Annotated in this window: 12 protein-coding genes; 2 read left to right on the plus strand and 10 right to left on the minus strand. The window is 71.0% G+C overall.

Features of this window, described 5'->3' with window-relative positions; genetic code table 11:
* Positions 1-29: 29 nt before the first annotated feature.
* The 8 genes from JYJ93_RS34570 to JYJ93_RS34605 all read right to left on the minus strand — a co-directional run bounded on the left by JYJ93_RS34570 (position 30) and on the right by JYJ93_RS34605 (position 11,531).
* A complete protein-coding gene (locus JYJ93_RS34570; RefSeq protein ID WP_206798777.1) occupies positions 30-2,012 on the minus strand; it encodes a TonB-dependent receptor in 1,983 nt (660 codons plus the stop codon).
* A 135-nt stretch (positions 2,013-2,147) separates the two neighbouring features.
* The gene (locus JYJ93_RS34575) at positions 2,148-2,294 is read right to left on the minus strand and encodes a hypothetical protein (RefSeq protein WP_242544039.1); all 147 of its coding nucleotides are present in this window, start codon (positions 2,292-2,294) and stop codon (positions 2,148-2,150) included.
* Between the two features lie 151 nt (positions 2,295-2,445).
* Complete coding sequence (locus tag JYJ93_RS34580; protein ID WP_206798779.1) at positions 2,446-3,420, minus strand: metallophosphoesterase; 975 nt, start codon at positions 3,418-3,420, stop codon at positions 2,446-2,448.
* Between the two features lie 52 nt (positions 3,421-3,472).
* Positions 3,473-3,823 carry a hypothetical protein gene (locus tag JYJ93_RS34585; protein ID WP_206798780.1) on the minus strand — a complete coding sequence of 117 codons (351 nt, stop codon included), beginning with the start codon at positions 3,821-3,823 and terminating at the stop codon, positions 3,473-3,475.
* Positions 3,824-3,945: 122 nt separating this feature from the next.
* Complete coding sequence (locus JYJ93_RS34590) at positions 3,946-5,325, minus strand: hypothetical protein (RefSeq protein ID WP_206798781.1); 1,380 nt, start codon at positions 5,323-5,325, stop codon at positions 3,946-3,948.
* A 48-nt stretch (positions 5,326-5,373) separates the two neighbouring features.
* Positions 5,374-8,439: a hypothetical protein gene (locus tag JYJ93_RS34595; protein ID WP_206798782.1), complete on the minus strand. Its 3,066-nt coding sequence runs from the start codon at positions 8,437-8,439 to the stop codon at positions 5,374-5,376.
* A complete protein-coding gene (locus tag JYJ93_RS34600; RefSeq protein ID WP_206798783.1) occupies positions 8,436-9,602 on the minus strand; it encodes an FAD-dependent monooxygenase in 1,167 nt (388 codons plus the stop codon). The genes JYJ93_RS34595 and JYJ93_RS34600 overlap by 4 nt, the downstream gene beginning before the upstream one ends.
* Before the next feature lie 3 nt (positions 9,603-9,605).
* A complete protein-coding gene (locus JYJ93_RS34605; RefSeq protein ID WP_206798784.1) occupies positions 9,606-11,531 on the minus strand; it encodes a LodA/GoxA family CTQ-dependent oxidase in 1,926 nt (641 codons plus the stop codon).
* A gap of 200 nt (positions 11,532-11,731) precedes the next feature.
* On the opposite strand from JYJ93_RS34605, the gene JYJ93_RS34610 reads away from it, so the two are divergent.
* The gene (locus tag JYJ93_RS34610; RefSeq protein ID WP_014394487.1) at positions 11,732-12,190 is read left to right on the plus strand and encodes a YaiI/YqxD family protein; all 459 of its coding nucleotides are present in this window, start codon (positions 11,732-11,734) and stop codon (positions 12,188-12,190) included.
* A gap of 11 nt (positions 12,191-12,201) precedes the next feature.
* Here the strand turns inward: JYJ93_RS34610 and JYJ93_RS34615 are convergent, their stop codons facing one another.
* Both JYJ93_RS34615 and JYJ93_RS34620 read right to left on the minus strand, forming a co-directional pair.
* Entirely contained in the window at positions 12,202-12,687 is a 486-nt protein-coding gene (locus JYJ93_RS34615; protein WP_206798785.1) for a hypothetical protein, read from the minus strand.
* 111 nt (positions 12,688-12,798) lie between these two features.
* Positions 12,799-14,133, minus strand: coding sequence for an amidohydrolase (locus JYJ93_RS34620; RefSeq protein ID WP_206798786.1), 1,335 nt, complete (start codon positions 14,131-14,133; stop codon positions 12,799-12,801).
* 251 nt (positions 14,134-14,384) lie between these two features.
* Between JYJ93_RS34620 and JYJ93_RS34625 the strand changes: the two genes are divergently transcribed.
* Entirely contained in the window at positions 14,385-15,002 is a 618-nt protein-coding gene (locus tag JYJ93_RS34625) for an outer membrane beta-barrel protein (protein WP_242544040.1), read from the plus strand.
* The last annotated feature ends 6 nt before the right edge of the window (positions 15,003-15,008 follow it).

Raw genomic sequence — 15,008 nt, forward strand, 5'->3', positions numbered from 1 at the left:
GGACTCCTTGATGGGTGCTGGGTGAAGAATCAGAACCGGGTGGAGACACCGGCCTGGAGGGTGCGGGGCGGGATGGGCAGGTCCGTCGGATTGCCCGCACCGGTGAGGTTGCTGCCCACTGCGAAAAGCTGGAGCCCGCCCGCTGGCAGGAGCCAGGCGACCCGGGCATCCAGGGAGACGGTGGGGCTGGCACGGTAGGAATCCGCCACACCGTCTCCGTTGGTATCGGGATGGAAGGGACGCTCGCCGGTGAGCGCGCCGCGCACGTGGGCCTCCAGGCCCCACCGGCGATGGCGCCACGTGGCCTGCGCGGTGAGCCGGTGCCGCGCCTGGCCCTCCAGCGCGCGGTCCAGGTCCTGGTCGGTGCCGTCGGTGAGCGTGTAGCCCAGCTCCACCTGGATGCGGCCGGGCAGCGTCTGGCGCAGGCCCAGCTCGCCGCCGCGCACGCGGGCCCGGGCGATGTTGATGTACGAGTAGCGCAGGAAGTCGCCCTCGGACTGGAGCGACGCGGTGATCATGTCGCGCAGCGAGTGCTGGAACACGCCCGCCCACACCACGGAGTCTCGCGTGGGGCGCGTCTCCACGTTGAAGCTGAAGCTGCGCGAGCGCTCCGGCTTCAGGTCCGGGTTGCCGCGCACGGTGTAGCCCACGGACGGGTTCTCGAAGTCGATGAGCAGGTCCTGGAAGCTCGGCGCGCGGTAGCCCCAGCCGTAGCTACCGCGCACGGTGAGCCACGACAGCGGCTCCACCTTCAGCGCGATGCGCGGCGTGAGCGCGAGCCCGAACCGCGAATCCACGTCCACCCGTCCGCCGGGCACCGCCACCAGCCCCAGCCGCTCCCAGAGCGTCCAGTTGTCCTGCGCGTACAGCGAGCCGCGCCCGCGCCGTCCGCGTCCGCCATCCAGCCGGTCGGACTGCAACCATTCGCCCAGGTACTCGGTGCCCACCACCAGCGCGTGGCCGCCGCCGGGACGCGCGTCCAACTGCGCGCCCACGCGGGCCTGCTGGTCGCGCGTGTCCTCCACGCTGTCCAGCGCGGAGGCGTTGCGCTGGTCGCGCAGATAGCGCCGCGCGTAGTGGCTGTAGGACACGTCCGTGCGCAGCGACATCCCCTCCCCCAGCCGCCACGTCGGTGACAGGCGCGAGGTGAAGGTGTTGTCACGGGCGGCCCGGTCGAACACCGCGCCCGCGGCGCCCAGGTCCACGCCGCGCTGGATGCGGTGCGAATAGGAAGCGGTGCCCTCCAACGACAGCGTCTCCGAGCCACGCCAGTCACCGCGCGCGGACAGGTCGTAGCCGCTCAGCGTGCTGCCCGTGGTGCCAATGTCCGAGGTGTCCAGGTCGTAGGCGTCGCGCCGCTGGAGCCCGGCGCTCATGCGCAGGCCCCACGCGTCGCCGCGCGTCTCACCGGTGGCGTCGAGGTCCAGCCGGCCCAGCGTGCCGTACGCGGCGCGCAGGTCCGCGCCCAAGGTGCGCTGCGCGCGGCGGGTGATGAAGTTCACCACGCCCGCCACCGCGTCGCTGCCGTAGAGCACGGAGCCAGGGCCCTTCACGATTTCGACCTGCTCGATGTCCTCCAGCGACAGGCGCGACAGGTCGATGTCGCCGTCCACCTTGCCGGTGACGCGCTCGCCATCCACCAGCACCAGCACGTACTCCGGCGCCAGCCCCTGCATGGACAGCCCGGAGCCCGAGAAGCCTTGCTGCACCACGAAGCCCGGGCGCGCGTTCAACAACTCCGACGCGTCTCGCGCGCCGCTGGCGACGAGCTCCGAACGGGTGATGACCTCGGTGGCCACCGGCGTCTCGCGAAGACGCTCCTGAGTCCGGGACCCCGTCACCACCGTCTGGAGCGCGGGAGGCTCCTCCACCGGAAGCGCGGGCGGCGCGTCCGGCACCGACGGCGACGCGGCCTGCGCCACGCCCGCGTCCACGGACGTCACGTCCTGTGCCCGGGCCAGGCCGGACAGGGCACTCCACAGCAGCGCGCACAGCCACCAACGCCCGGACATCCGACGTCCTCCCGGCACGAAAGCCGGGGGCCTCCGCTCACGGGAAGCCTGTCGGGCGCTGGGCTCAGGGGCCTCGGGCCGCAGGAGATACACTGCCGCGAGCCCCTGACCGCGGGCCCGTTCCTTCAAACCGTCTCAGCCGCGCTCACCCCGGGGAGCACCACCGCCCCGTCGCTCCGCCGAAGGACCGGCCTCCAGCGGCACCACCTGCGTCCGGTGGCACCGGCGGCACTTCAGCTCCACGCCGCCCGGAACCAGTCGCGCCAGCAGGCTGCCGCACATGCAGCGCAGCTCTCCGGCACTTCCCTGTGGCCCGCATCCCTCGTGCATCGCGGCTCCCTGCGTTCGATGGGGCTGGACGATATTGATACTGACTATCAAAGTCAAAAGACTTCCAGTGAACCCTCCAAGTGGGCGTCCGGAGGAGGACCGGCTACTTCGTGCCCGTCTTCGCCTCGGGGCGCGGGGTGGGCGTGGCGGCCTTGGGGGTGGTGAGCAGGGGCACCCGGCCCTCCGGGTAGAGCGCGGTGAGGCGGTCGCCGCGAAGCTCCAGCGCGGCCAGGTGGCGGCCGTAGTGGGTGCTGAGGCCGGTGTCGATGACGATGACGCGGCCTCCGAAGCGGATGGAGAGCCGGCCATCCTTGGACGGCGTGTGGCCCATCACCATGCGGCGGGCGCCGAAGCGCTCCAGCACCTGCGTGAGGCCCGCGTCCCACTTCGCTTCGTCATCGATGGCGTAGCCGCGGAACCACACCGGGCCCTGCGGATCCACGCCGCCGCCCGGAGCCTGCCCCGGCGTCAGGTCCTGCCACACCCAACGGTTCACCTCCTCCAACGAGGTGCCGGGGACGGTGGGCGCCAGGCCGCCGTGGAGGAAAATCGTGTCGTTGATGCGGATGACCGCGGGGTGCGAGCGCAGCCACTTCCCGTAGCGTCCGTCCGCGGCGTAGGCGGCGGCGTGGCCACGGAGCCCCTTGGGCTCGCCCGGGCCGTCAGCGACGGAGGACTGATCCGCGAAGGAGGCGAACTCACCGGGCGTGACGTAGCGCAGGTCGCCGCGCATGTTCATCAGCTCGTGGTTGCCCAGCAGCGGGTGCACTCGGCCGCCGGCCTTGCGCGCCTCGGTCTCCAGGCGCATCAGCAATTCGAAGGCGTCGCGGGTGTGGTCGCCCCGGTCCGGCAGGTCCCCGGTCTGCACCAGGTGCGCCTTGCCTCCAATCCAGCGGTCCTTCGCGTCGATGAGGCCCGCGAGCCGCAAGACTTCCTTCAGCGCGTCCACGTCACCGTGCACGTCCGCCACGGCGACGATGCGCTCCACGCCCGTGAAGACGAACGGGTCCTGCGCCTTCGGGGCGGCGGCGCCCGCGAGCGCGGGCAGGAGCAGCAGGGACAGGAGAACGGGACGCACGGGCTTCCTTCCTTCGAAGAAGGAGCAAGCCTAGCGCACGTCCCGCTCGGGGCTACGCGTTCGCGGCGGCGTAGATGTCCAGCAGCGTGATGCCCGCGACAGCGCCGGTGGCGGCGAGCAGGCGGCCCTTGCGCACACCCGGCTCACGCAGGCCCTTGCCCATGGTGGCCAGGTCGAGCGCGTCACCGGCCACTCGCGCCCACAGCCACGGGCGCTTCTTCGCGGGGCTCAGCAGCGCCACACCGGCCGCGAGCTCCCGGGCACCGTAGGCCCGCACCCACCTGTCCCCGCGCGAGATGCCGAAGAACCGGAGCAGGTTCCACGCACCCAACAACTCCGTGACGCCCAGGCCCACGCTGAACCAGCCCAGCGCGCGCGGCAGCTTGCTCATCGCCTTCGCCATGACACCGCCTCCAACAGAAAGGTCCGGTGCAAAGCTGGAGGCGTCCCCGGCACACGCCAAGACCCCTGGCTGCCCAGACGCGGATGCATGCAGAAAGGCAGGCAGGCGACGGAGCCCCTGCCCTACGGGGCGTTGCCGCGGAAGCGGGCCGGAACGGCGCGCACGAGCTGCGGGTCCTTCCAGTCCCAGACGCGCTCCGGCGCGCTGTCCACGTCCACCGGCACGGAGTTCCACGCGTGCACGTCGTAGGAGGTGGAGGCGCGCCAGTGGAAGACGAAGCTGAACGCGGCCGTCACGGCGAGCACGCCCACCAGGGCGCGATGCTGGCGGGGCGCATCCACCGCGAGCCGCACGGGATACGCAAGGAAGACGGCGAGATAGGGCAGCACATCCGTGAAGAAGCGCGGCCCCACGGAGTGCCCCGCCCACCAGACGGGGAACGCGGAGATGGCGATCCAGTGCAGGAGCACGATGACGGCGAAGGCCTTCTCGGAAGGCTCCAGCTCCCGGCTCCGCCAGCGCTGGACGAACCCCACCCCGGCGAGCACCAGGAACGGCGAATAGAGCAGCAGCCCGCGCGACGGGCTCACCAGGTTCGTGGCCAGCGCCATGAGGAAGCGCGAGCCCATGACCTCCAGCGGGTGCGTGTAATACGGCGACAGGAGCGAACCGTAGAGGCGGAGGTTGTACCCGCAGAACGGCAGCGCCACGAGCGCCGCGCCCGCGAAGTACGCGGGCAGCAGCCGGCGGAAGCGCAGGACGAAGTACGCGGTGATGACGACCACGGAGAGGGAGTGCGTGGGCCGGCACACATACGCGAGCGCCACCGCGAGCCCGGCGAGGAACGCGGTGCGCTGCGTCTGCGCGGGCCTCGACAGCAGCAGCACGACGTAGGCGATGGCGAGCAGCCCGGGACCGTGCTGCCAGAGGACGCGGCTGGCGGTGGAGTACGCCGTCGTCCCCAGTCCGAAGAGCAGGACGGTGACGAGCGCGGCGCGGGCGGACACGCGCCTTCGCAGCGCGACGAGCAGCACGCCCGCGGCGGCGCAGACGTAGAACGAAGCGATGAGGTTCTCGGTGCGGTGGAAGGAGCCCAGGTCCACCTGGCCGGTGCTCCGGAACAACTCCAGCCACGCCAACGCGTTCGCGCCCGGAGCGCCCAGGTGCGTGAGCAGCGGCCGGCCCAGGGAGAACAGCCCCTCCGCCGCCGCGAGGAACGGGAGCGCGGCGACCATCACCCCGGGCGGGTACTCGTAATAGGTGTGGCCGCCGTAGACGCCCCGGGCGTACGCGGTCGCCGGGGTGAACGACGGCGCGTACTCATCCAGGTCGGCGTTGCCCTCGTGGAGGATGCTGGCCGCGGAGGGGATGGACCACAGCGAGTCCGTCTGCATCTGTACCTGGCTCGTGGTGTAGACCCCGAACAACCCCAGACACAGCAGCCAGACCGAGAGGGACGAAGCCGCGAAGCCGCGAAGGGACGGGGAGGACGCCGGAAGCATGCGCCGCTTCTAGCGAATCCCCGTCCACCCTGCGCGCCTTGATGTCACCTACGGCGTGGACACCTGCGTCCACTCGCCCATGACCATCGTCCAGTTGCTGAGGAAGTCGACCTTCTTCGACGGCTGGCTGGGGTCCGGCGCGTACGACAGACCGGACTGGTTGTTGAGCCGGCTGGTCATGTAGATGAGCCGCGACATGGCGGGGCCCGGCGTCTTCGGCTGGCCCTGGATGTTCGTCAGCCCCTCCTTGAAGCGCGCCGCCAGGTAGAAGGGCGGGATGGTCTGGTAGTTCACCCGCACCCGCGCGGACTTCCAGCCCGCCGTGCGGTTCGTCGGGATGCGGTACGTGATGTGGTCCATGCCCGGCGCGGACTTCGCGCTGTAGTCCGGGTCGCTGGTGACGCTCGTGTCGCCGGTCCCCAGCACCGTGCTCATGGGCTCCGTCAGCGTGGCGAGCTGCTGGAGGTTGAGCCCCAGCAACGCATCCGAGGGATTGCGCGCCGCGGGCGGCACCCAGCCCAGCGGCAGGATGCGGTTGTCCTTCACGCCCTGGAACTGCTGCAGCTCCGTGGAGGTGAGCTGCTTGTAGTCGTCCACCACGCGCAGCTCGTAGATCTGCGCCTGCGACTCGTCGGTGATGACCTGGCGGTGGGGCTGGAGCTGACCGGCGGTGGTGGCGAACTCGGAGGGCAGCGTGTTGCTGCCAGCCACGTTGCACGCGCCCTGGCAGATGGCACCCCAGGCGTTCGGCTGGCCGGACGCCCAGATGACCCGGCCGCCGTCGCCCAGCAGCTCGAACTGCACGAAGGCCCGGCGGAAGCCCGCGCCGCTGGGGAACTTGTGCCCCACGTTGTTGGTGACGGTGACGGCGAAGTCCTGTGTGGCGCCTGCGTTGGTGGGCGGCGCGACGGACACCTGGACCGCCGGCTTCAGCGGGTTGAAGACGCCCTGCGACGTGTTCACAGCCAGGTCCAGGATGGACTGCTCCGCGTTGAGCAGGTTCTTCGCCACCGCGTAGCTCCGGCTCGCGTCCGTCAGCTGGGGCGCGGCGGCCTCCGGCAGCGTCAGGGACAGGAACAGGTCATCCACCCCGAGGTTGGTCGGTACCACCACGGTGACCGAGCGGGTCCCCGGGCTGAGATGGACGTTCCGGTTGAAGCTCAGCCACGTACCGTAGGTCGGGTTCCTGAACTCGGGCATGTCCGGGATGTGGTTCGAGCCCCCGAACGTGAGCTTGATGGGGAAGTTGGCCTCGAAGGCGTTCTGGTAGAACACGCTCGCGCCCCAGTTCAGCTCCACCTCGCCGCCATTCCGGTCGATGTACTGGGCGTACTGGGACACGTCGAGCGTCAGCGTCGCCCCTTCGCTCCCGAGGGCGTCGCTGCGCACGGTGAAGAAGTACTGACCGTGGGCGGGCTTGACGTTCCCCTCGCTCTTGACGGCCTGCATCCGGGTGCCCGCTCTCACCGTCCAGCCCCGCGCGTCGCCGTTCTCCGCGCCCGGGTTCTGGATGAGGTTGCCCGTGCGCGTGCGGATGGGCGTCGACTGGAGGAACGGCGGCACCACCGAGTTCTCCGACGGGTAGTACTCGATGCCCAGCACGTCCGGGAACTGCTGGAACATCTCGTGGACGAAGAGGTTCACGCCCAGCAGCGAGTGCCGGTTGTACTGGCGCGGCGTCGTGGCCGTGTTGCCCTGGTAGAACTTCGCCAGGTCCGCGTTCACCTGCGCCACCGGCTCGAAGCCGTCGTTGGTGGACACGCTGGCCAGCTGCATGTGGCACGTGATGCAGGACGCCGTCTGGGTGGCGTAGCCGCTGTTGAGCCACTCGAAGTACGTCGTCTGCTCGTAGGCCAGGCCCACGCAGGGGTCCGTGAGGAAGTCGCCGGTGAAGTTCTTCTGCCCGGTGGGGCAGCTCGCTGGCTTCACGTAGCCGCCGCGCGACTGCGCCTCCTGGAGGGTCAGCGCGTTGCTGTACCGGTCCGGGACCTTGGGCAGCACCACCACGTGGCAGGAGCCGCACACCGTCGCGTCACGCAGGTACGGCTGGCCTCCCGCCGCGTTGGTGGCCGTCTCCAGCCCCAGGCCCGCCGCGGCCATGGGCGCGATGTTGAGCCCCGTGTCCGGCCCCACCACGGAGCCCGGCCGGGTGTTCATGTGCGAGGTGAACGGGAACGCCGGAGGCTGGTGGGAGTCACCCGTGTCCTTGAGGCGGTTGGACAGGTTCCCACCGAAGACGCTGTTGGCCTCGCTGCCGTAGAACGTCGTGAAGTCCTTGCCGTCCCAGGGCAGTCCCTGCTTGGGCGCCACGTCGTGGCACGCGGCGCACGACACGCCGTCCCGGCCCAGCGCGCCCAGCGTGGCGTTGGCGGGGCTCGCGTTCGGGTCGTGGACGGGGCTCGTGTAGCCGGAGCCCTCGGGCGTCGCGTACAGCATGAAGTGGCTGAAGGGCTTCCCCTGCTGGTTCGCCTGCCGCTGCCCCAGCGGCGAGTGGCAGCGCAGACAGAGGTTGTCCACCTGCTCCGGCTGGTTCGGCGAAAGGGAGCGCGTGTTCTCCACCTGCGCCAGGAAGACGGGGTCGCGCGCCGCCAGCGCCTTGATGGAGCCGCTCCAGTCCCCGAAGAGGGACCAGTTGGACGCGAGGTCCCTCTTGCCGGAGGGGTCCACCTGCGCCACGCCGGGCTGCGCCCAGAAGGACATCTGCGGCAGGTCCGTGCCGGACGCCTTCCAATCGCTGTCATGGCAGGACTGGCACACCAGCGACGAGTTGAAGTTGCCTGACGCCAGGTCCAACCCGTTGTGCGCGATGTCCAGCGACCGCTTGGGCAGCGCGAACAGCGAGGCGCGCGTCAGGTTGGGCACCGGCACGCCGGCCCGCTGGCTGTAGTACGTCAGGAACTGCTGCACCGCCGGGTGGTTGTCCGCCAGCGATGACGTGAGCGTGTTCCCGTGCGGGAACACCGGGAAGGGCGGCGACAGGTAGCCGTCCACCGCGGCCACGGCCTGGGTCGGAGGCACGTCGGCGGCGCGCTCCCATGAGGTGCACGCGCCCAGCGCGAGGACACCCGCGGCGGCGAGCAGGTGACGCGACGGTCGAAGACGTCCGGTTGTCATGCGTTCTTCCCAACGGAGAGGGGGTTCAGGGCTGCGACGAATGGAAGGGGTGCGTGGTATTGCTGGCGGTTGCGCCAGTACGGCGCGTGGGGCCAGCGGCGCTCCAGGCGGTAGTAGCCCTCGCGGATGCGCAGGTGCTCCTGGAACGCGTGCCGCGTGCTCGCCTCGTGGAGGCGCAACGCGGTGAAGTCACCGCGCAGGTGCCGGCCCACGGCTTCGGCGGCCTGATGCGCGGAGCGCAGGGCCTGGGACGTACCCTGCGAGGACAGCGGATCCAACGTGCACGCGGCATCCCCCACCGCGAGCCAGTCCTCGCCGTGCAGCCGGTCCAGGCAGGCGACGTTCGCGGACACCGCGCGCAGGGGCCCGCCGGTGAAGTCACAGGCCTCCAGGCGGCGGAGCGTCTCCGGCGCGCGCTCCATCCGCGCGCGCCAGGCCCCGGCGTCCTTCGGCGACACGCCCTGGAGCGAATCCCGGTCGCCCATCAGCCCGAAGACGACCTGGTCGCCGGGCATCCGCGCGGAGTACCACCAGCCGTCCTCGCACGCCTCCACCAGCGTGAGCGCGTCCACGGCGCGGCCGGGCTGGAGCGCGAACGTGCCGCACAGGCCGAAGGTGCGGTCCACCGTGTGGCGCCGGGCCCCCCGCGACGTGGCGAAGACGGCGCCGCGGCCCGTGGCGTCCACCACGAAGCGCGCGTCCACGAAGGCGCGGGGCGCGTCCCCTTGCAGGGGCAGGAAGAGGCGGTGGCCGCCGTGCGCCAGGGGCGTCCAGTCCGTCACCGCCGCGCCGGTGCGAACGTCCACGCCGAGGCGCGAGGCCTCGTCCGCGAGCATCCGGTCGAAGCGGGCCCGGTCCAGGTGCCAGCCCGTGCCCCACGGCGAGCGCAGGTGGTCGTTGTAGCCCAGCGCGGAGTCCCCCCAGCGCGAGCACGAGCCCATGGAGCGCAGGTGGCCCTGGCGCGCGAAGGCCTCCCAGACGCCCAGCCGCGCCAGGAGCCGCCGGCTGTCCGGAGGCAGCGTCTCGCCCAGGTGGGGCTGCGCGTAGGTGGAGCGCTCGAACAAGACGACGCGCAGGCCCGAGTGCCTGCGCAACGCCAGCGCCAGCGCCGCGCCCGCGGGACCGCCGCCCAGCACGGCGACGTCAAACCGGAGGTCGCCCACGGCTCAGGCCGTCCCGTCCTTGTGCTCCAGCGGCCGGCGCTCGACCTCCAGGAACAGCGGGCCCGTGCCGGACTGCTTGAGGATGAAGCCCAGGTCCTTCCAGTTGAAGACCATGGTCTCGTCGACGACGAAGTTGGCGCCGGCCGGACGCGTCCAGTAGTCCTGCTTCACCTGGCCGCCCTCCATGTACGAGACGAAGTACGGGCGCTGCGCGGGCCACCACCAGAGGTTGGTGTAGTCGGTGGTCTGGTTGGAGCACTCGTTGAAGTCCGCCTGCCACGGCAGCGCCATGTACTTGGTGGCGTCTCCCGGCTGGAGGCCGTGGCCCGCGGTGGGCTCGGTGTCCCACTGGAGGCCCGAGTTGCCGGTGGACGGCATGGGCTTGATGCGGAAGGGCTCCTCGTAGATGGCCGGGTCGCGGCACAGCCAGGTCATCTCGATGCCCGGGCAGAACGGCCCGCCCACGCAGTTCTCCAGCACCCCGCGGTCCCACTGCTCGCCGGGCCCCAGCGTGGACGCGGGCGGCGGTTGCTTGGAGTACACCTGCTGGCTGAACTGCTGGAGCAGGAAGTACTGCGTGCGCGTCAGCGTGAGGTACTTGCTCGGGGGGCTGGGGATGACGTTGGGCTCGCCCTGCAGCGGATCATCCCCGGCCAGCTTGGGCATCAGGCCCGGCGTCGGGTCGTTCTCATGGCCCGGCTGGCGCAGGTAGCCGAAGAAGTTGGACGGCGACCCGTCCTGCCGCACCACCCCGTCATGTCCCGCCGTGCCCTGCGAGTTGATGTTGGCGACCCATTGATAGATGGACGGCCGCGCCAGGATGGGGCGGATCTCCGCCTGATAGTTGGGCACGTAGTTGGGATTGAAGCCGTTGGGACCGTAGAGGTCCGGCGCCAGGTTCCGCGAGCGCACGAGCGCGTCGTAGATGGTGTCGTAGAGCGTCACCATGTTGAGGATCTGCGGCGCGTAGGCCGGCGGCGCCACCATCACCCAGGCGGGCGTGGCCTCCACGGGCGTGCCGTTCGGGAGGACGACGCGGGCGCTGACGGGACCGTCCGACGTGTCGTCCCACCAGTAGTTGTTGTTGGCGTAGTTGTCGATGCGCGGCTGCTCGTACGCAATCGCTTCCACGGTCGGGGCCAGGGCCGTGCCGAAGTTCTGGCCGAGGACGCCGATGATGGCCGCCCGGAACGCCTCCTCCGTGGCGTACCCGATGTCGGCGATCTGCCGCAGCAACCCGACGGCGCCGGGCGGCAGGTAGTCGGACTTGCTGCTATCGGTGGTGTTGACGGTGTTGAGCAGCGCCGTGGTGACCATCCACCGCGTGGAGCACCCGGAGCGCCCATAGCCGCCCCGGAAGTCCATGCGGCCCTGGGCGTCCACGGAGAGCTGCCCCAGCGTGGTGATGTCGCTGTTCTCCGGGACCAGGCCCGCCTCCGGGAAGTTCACCGGATAGCCGCGGGGTGCGCTCGGCGCGTCGAAGGCGGAGGAGGACGGCAGCCCCGCGGAGCCCCGGGCCGCGACGGTGCGCGGCCCCGGGTCGATGATCAGCGCATTGCGAAACCCCCTCGCAATCCTGGGATTGCGCAGCGGCTGGCCCCCGTGATTGCCGTCCACGCCGGAGAGCTGCTGGAACTCGTACCAGGCCGCCTTCTTGTTGGCCACGTGCACGGTCCACTGGACGTCCTGGACGTCCTGCCCCAGCGCCACCGGGCGGCCCTGCGGGCTCTGGTCGTCATAGACAAACACCTGGAAGCGCGCCGCCTGCCTCCGGATGCCACCTTGAGCGTCGCGGAAGGCCTTCACCTCCGTCTGGCCATCCTTCTCCAGCGGCAGTCCTCCGGCCGTCACCGGCCCCAGGTAGTAGTCCTCGCTGTTGCCAACGCGTGCGATGCCAATGGCAGGGTGGATTCGGTAGGTCGGGCTCATGGGCATGCCCCGCCCCCACTGCAAGCCGCACACCAGGAAATACCAGTACAAGCCGTAAATGATTCCTGGGGGTTGCGAAGGACGGTCGCGGAGGCCCCCTGGCCGCCGGACGCGTCAGGGGCTGTCCATGACGTGTCAGCGCGGGAGATGACGCGTCAACGCGCCTGACCCGGGCGGGTCAATCAGCGAGGATGGAGCGCATGAAAATCTGGGTCGATGCCGATGCATGTCCGGGGCCCGTGCGGGACATCCTGCTGCGCGCCGTGCAGCGCGTGAAGGTGCCCATCGTCTTCGTGGCGAACAAGCCGCTGGCGCTGCCGCGCCTGGCGTATGTGTCTACCGTGCAGGTGGGCGCAGGGCTGGACGTGGCGGACCGGCACATCGCCACGTCCGCGGAGGCCGGGGACCTGGCCGTCACGCAGGACATCCCGCTGGCCGCGCTGCTCGTCCCCAAGGGCGTCGTGGTGATGGACCCGCGCGGGGAACTCTTCACGCCGGAGACCATCGACGAGCGGCTGTCGATGCGCAACTTCATGCAGGAGCTGCGCGACAGCGGCGTGAACACGGGCGGCCCCGGCGGCTTCTCACCGCAGGACCGTCAGCAGTTCGCGGCCACGCTGGACCGCGAGCTGACCCGGCTGGTGAAGCAGCAGGGCTGAGGCGTCCGCGCCTAATGGCCGGCGCCGCCGCTGCCCTCGGCGGGAGGCGTACCGGTGGACGGCGCCACGGGGCTCGTGCCAATGCCCTTGTTGCGGTTCCAGGCCTCCGGAGTGATGTCCAACCGCGCTCCGGGGTTCTGCGACGGCACGGCCTCCGGGGCCAGGTTGTCCACGTCGCGCATGTCGATGCTGCCCGAGCCGCCCGTGCCCACCTCGTTGATGTCCACGCATTTGAAGTCCTCTGGCTTCGAGGACTTCTGGATGCCCGTGCCTCCGGTGGCTTCGGCGTTGGCCTGGGCCTCGGCGCCCACGGTGCCGTAGAAGTTCAGGTCATGGGTGCGCTGCATCTCCTGCGTGCGAGGAGACTCCTCCGCGTCCCAGGACATCTCGTCGCTGGCGAATGCCTCGGACGGGGACTCCTGTGGAACGGACGCGGTCTGCGTGGCACAGCCGCCCAAGAGGAGCGCGGTCATCGAGGCCATGAGCGGAAGCTTCATCGGGATGTCCTCCAGAAGTGTCGTCCGCCTTCAAGTTGGAGGCACTCGCGGCGGGGGCAAGCGACGGGGAGCCAGCCGGGCCAGCGGCCCCGTTCCAGGCCGGGGGCCCTCTCAGTGGTCCACGGACGCGGCGCCCCCATGCAGGCAGGCCAGGGCCGCCACGGTGAGTGACTCGCAGCCCGTGCGCAGCGAGCCCTCGCGGTCCGGCGCGTAGTGGCTGGAGTGCGGCCCCGGCAGGTGCACTGCCTTCTGCGGCGGCGTCGCGCCCGGCGCCTCCTCCCAGGCTCTTCGCGGCGTGATGCCCATGAACCAGTACGCGATGGGCACCGGGTGCTCCGGCCCCTGGGCGAAGAAGGGGAAGTCCTCGCTCGCGCTGGCGAGCACCCCCGGCACCAGCGCGTCGCGCCCGAACCACTCCGCGTGCGCGTCCCGAACGCGGCGAAGCAGCTCCGGGTCGTTGCGGTTCACCGGCCCGCGGTTGAGCACCTCCATCTGGGGAGGCCTCGGCGCGCCCGACGCCGCGGCCTCTCCCTTCGCGATGCGCTCGATGGCGGCGAGCACCCGCGCCTGCACCGCGTCGTCCTCCGTGCGCACCGTCAGCTCCAGCACGGCTTCGTCCGGAATCACGTTGGCGCGAGTCCCCGCATGGAAGGACCCCACCGTCACCACCGCGGGCTCCAGCGGTGACAGCGCGCGCGACACGATGGTCTGCAGACGCATCACCACGCTGGCTCCCAGCACCACGGGGTCCACGGACAGCTCCGGCTGCGCTCCATGCGCGCCCCGGCCGAAGAGGCGCAGGCGCACGTGCGCGGAGCCCATCATCGTCACGCCCTCGCGGTGCATGAAGGTGCCCACCGGCAGCGGCGCCGTGTGCTGCCCCAGCACCGCGTCCGGCGTGCCGAAGCGCGAGTAGAGCCCGGCGTCCAGCATCGCCTTCGCGCCCTGAAGGGTCTCCTCCGCCGGCTGCCCCACCACCATCACCGTGCCGCGCCACGCGTCGCGCGAGCGCGCCAGCACCGCCGCCGTGCCCACCAGGCACGCGGTGTGGACGTCATGCCCGCACGCGTGCATCACCGGCTCGCCCTCCGGTGTCCGCACGCGGCTCGCGTAGGGCAGCCCCGTCTTCTCCTCCACGGGCAGCGCGTCCATGTCCCCGCGCAGGAGCACCCTGGGCCCGTCGCCGTTGCGCAAGAGGCCCACCACGCCGTGGCCGCCCACGTCCCGGCTCACCTCGTAACCCTCCGCCTCCAGCCGGCGCGCCACCTGGGCGGCCGTGCGCGCTTCCTGGCCGGACAGCTCCGGGTGCTCGTGCAGGTCGCGGTAGAGGACGTCCACGTCTGGCAGCACCGCGCCCAGCTGCGCGAGGACGCGTTGGGCACGGGCACGGAGGCCTGAAGTCGTGGAAGGGCCCGCGACGGACGGGGGGTGGGCGGCGTCGTTCATGGCGGAGTGCTCCCGGCCCGGACGCGAAGGAGGAGGTGCCACGGGCATCCGGGTACGGCTCAAGGTGGAAGCCGCGCGCTGCGGGTCACAGGGGCCAGGCAGGGAGACGGCCAGGGGCCCGGCCTCGTGCGCCGCCACCCCCGCCCTCCGGGGTGCCGTGGGCCTCCGGGGTACCGCCTGTCCGTTCGTTGTCCGCCCCTCCCCCGGAGGTCACCTTCTGGCTGCGCAGGAGACACATGGAGGGAGCGGTCATGAGGCGAAACATCGCGTTGGGGCTCTGCCTGGCAGGACTGACGGGTGGCGCCGCCAGGGCCCAGGACCCGCCGTCGGACGCGCCCATGCGGGTGGACCGGGTGGATTGGCAGGGCCCCTACTTCCTCCTCGGAGTGGGCGTGGAGGGCTACACGGGTAAGCTCGCGCCCAACCTGGATCCGGGGCCGTCGTATGGCGTCCTCGTGGGCTACCGCGCCAATGACTACCTGGGCGTGGAGCTGGGCTACAGCGGCGGCGTGAGCAACCTGTCCGTCGCGAACGGCTCGTTCTTCGGCACGCCGGACATCGTGCGGAACGGAGCGCAGGCGGCGCTCACGGTCGGCTTCACCCACACCCGGGCGCAGCCCTATGTACTGGGGGGCATCGGCGTCGAGCGCTACTCGGTGCGCGAGGGCAACTTCTTCCGGTTCTTCGACGACACGGGGGGCTACGCGCCCGTGGGAGCGGGGGTGCGCTACAAGTTCAATCCCCAGCTCACGGCCGAGGTGCGCGGCACCTACAGCTTCCTCTTCGGGCAGGACTTCTCGCCCACGCAGGACCTTGGCGCGGGGGATGGCCGCTACGCGGGCATGCTGATGATTGGCGGCAGCTATTGAGGTGCG

Source organism: Corallococcus sp. NCSPR001, assembly GCF_017309135.1.
GTDB lineage: Bacteria > Myxococcota > Myxococcia > Myxococcales > Myxococcaceae > Corallococcus.

What these genes read in the sequence shown, in the direction of transcription:
- JYJ93_RS34570 (WP_206798777.1), bottom strand. Translation starts at nt 2,012, where the DNA reads ATGTCCGGGCGTTGGTGGCTGTGCGCGCTGCTGTGGAGTGCCCTGTCC.
- JYJ93_RS34575 (WP_242544039.1), bottom strand. Translation starts at nt 2,294, where the DNA reads ATGTGCGGCAGCCTGCTGGCGCGACTGGTTCCGGGCGGCGTGGAGCTG.
- JYJ93_RS34585 (WP_206798780.1), bottom strand. Translation starts at nt 3,823, where the DNA reads ATGGCGAAGGCGATGAGCAAGCTGCCGCGCGCGCTGGGCTGGTTCAGC.
- JYJ93_RS34590 (WP_206798781.1), bottom strand. Translation starts at nt 5,325, where the DNA reads ATGCTTCCGGCGTCCTCCCCGTCCCTTCGCGGCTTCGCGGCTTCGTCC.
- JYJ93_RS34595 (WP_206798782.1), bottom strand. Translation starts at nt 8,439, where the DNA reads ATGACAACCGGACGTCTTCGACCGTCGCGTCACCTGCTCGCCGCCGCG.
- JYJ93_RS34605 (WP_206798784.1), bottom strand. Translation starts at nt 11,531, where the DNA reads ATGAGCCCGACCTACCGAATCCACCCTGCCATTGGCATCGCACGCGTT.
- JYJ93_RS34610 (WP_014394487.1), top strand. Translation starts at nt 11,732, where the DNA reads ATGAAAATCTGGGTCGATGCCGATGCATGTCCGGGGCCCGTGCGGGAC.
- JYJ93_RS34615 (WP_206798785.1), bottom strand. Translation starts at nt 12,687, where the DNA reads ATGAAGCTTCCGCTCATGGCCTCGATGACCGCGCTCCTCTTGGGCGGC.
- JYJ93_RS34620 (WP_206798786.1), bottom strand. Translation starts at nt 14,133, where the DNA reads ATGAACGACGCCGCCCACCCCCCGTCCGTCGCGGGCCCTTCCACGACT.
- JYJ93_RS34625 (WP_242544040.1), top strand. Translation starts at nt 14,385, where the DNA reads ATGAGGCGAAACATCGCGTTGGGGCTCTGCCTGGCAGGACTGACGGGT.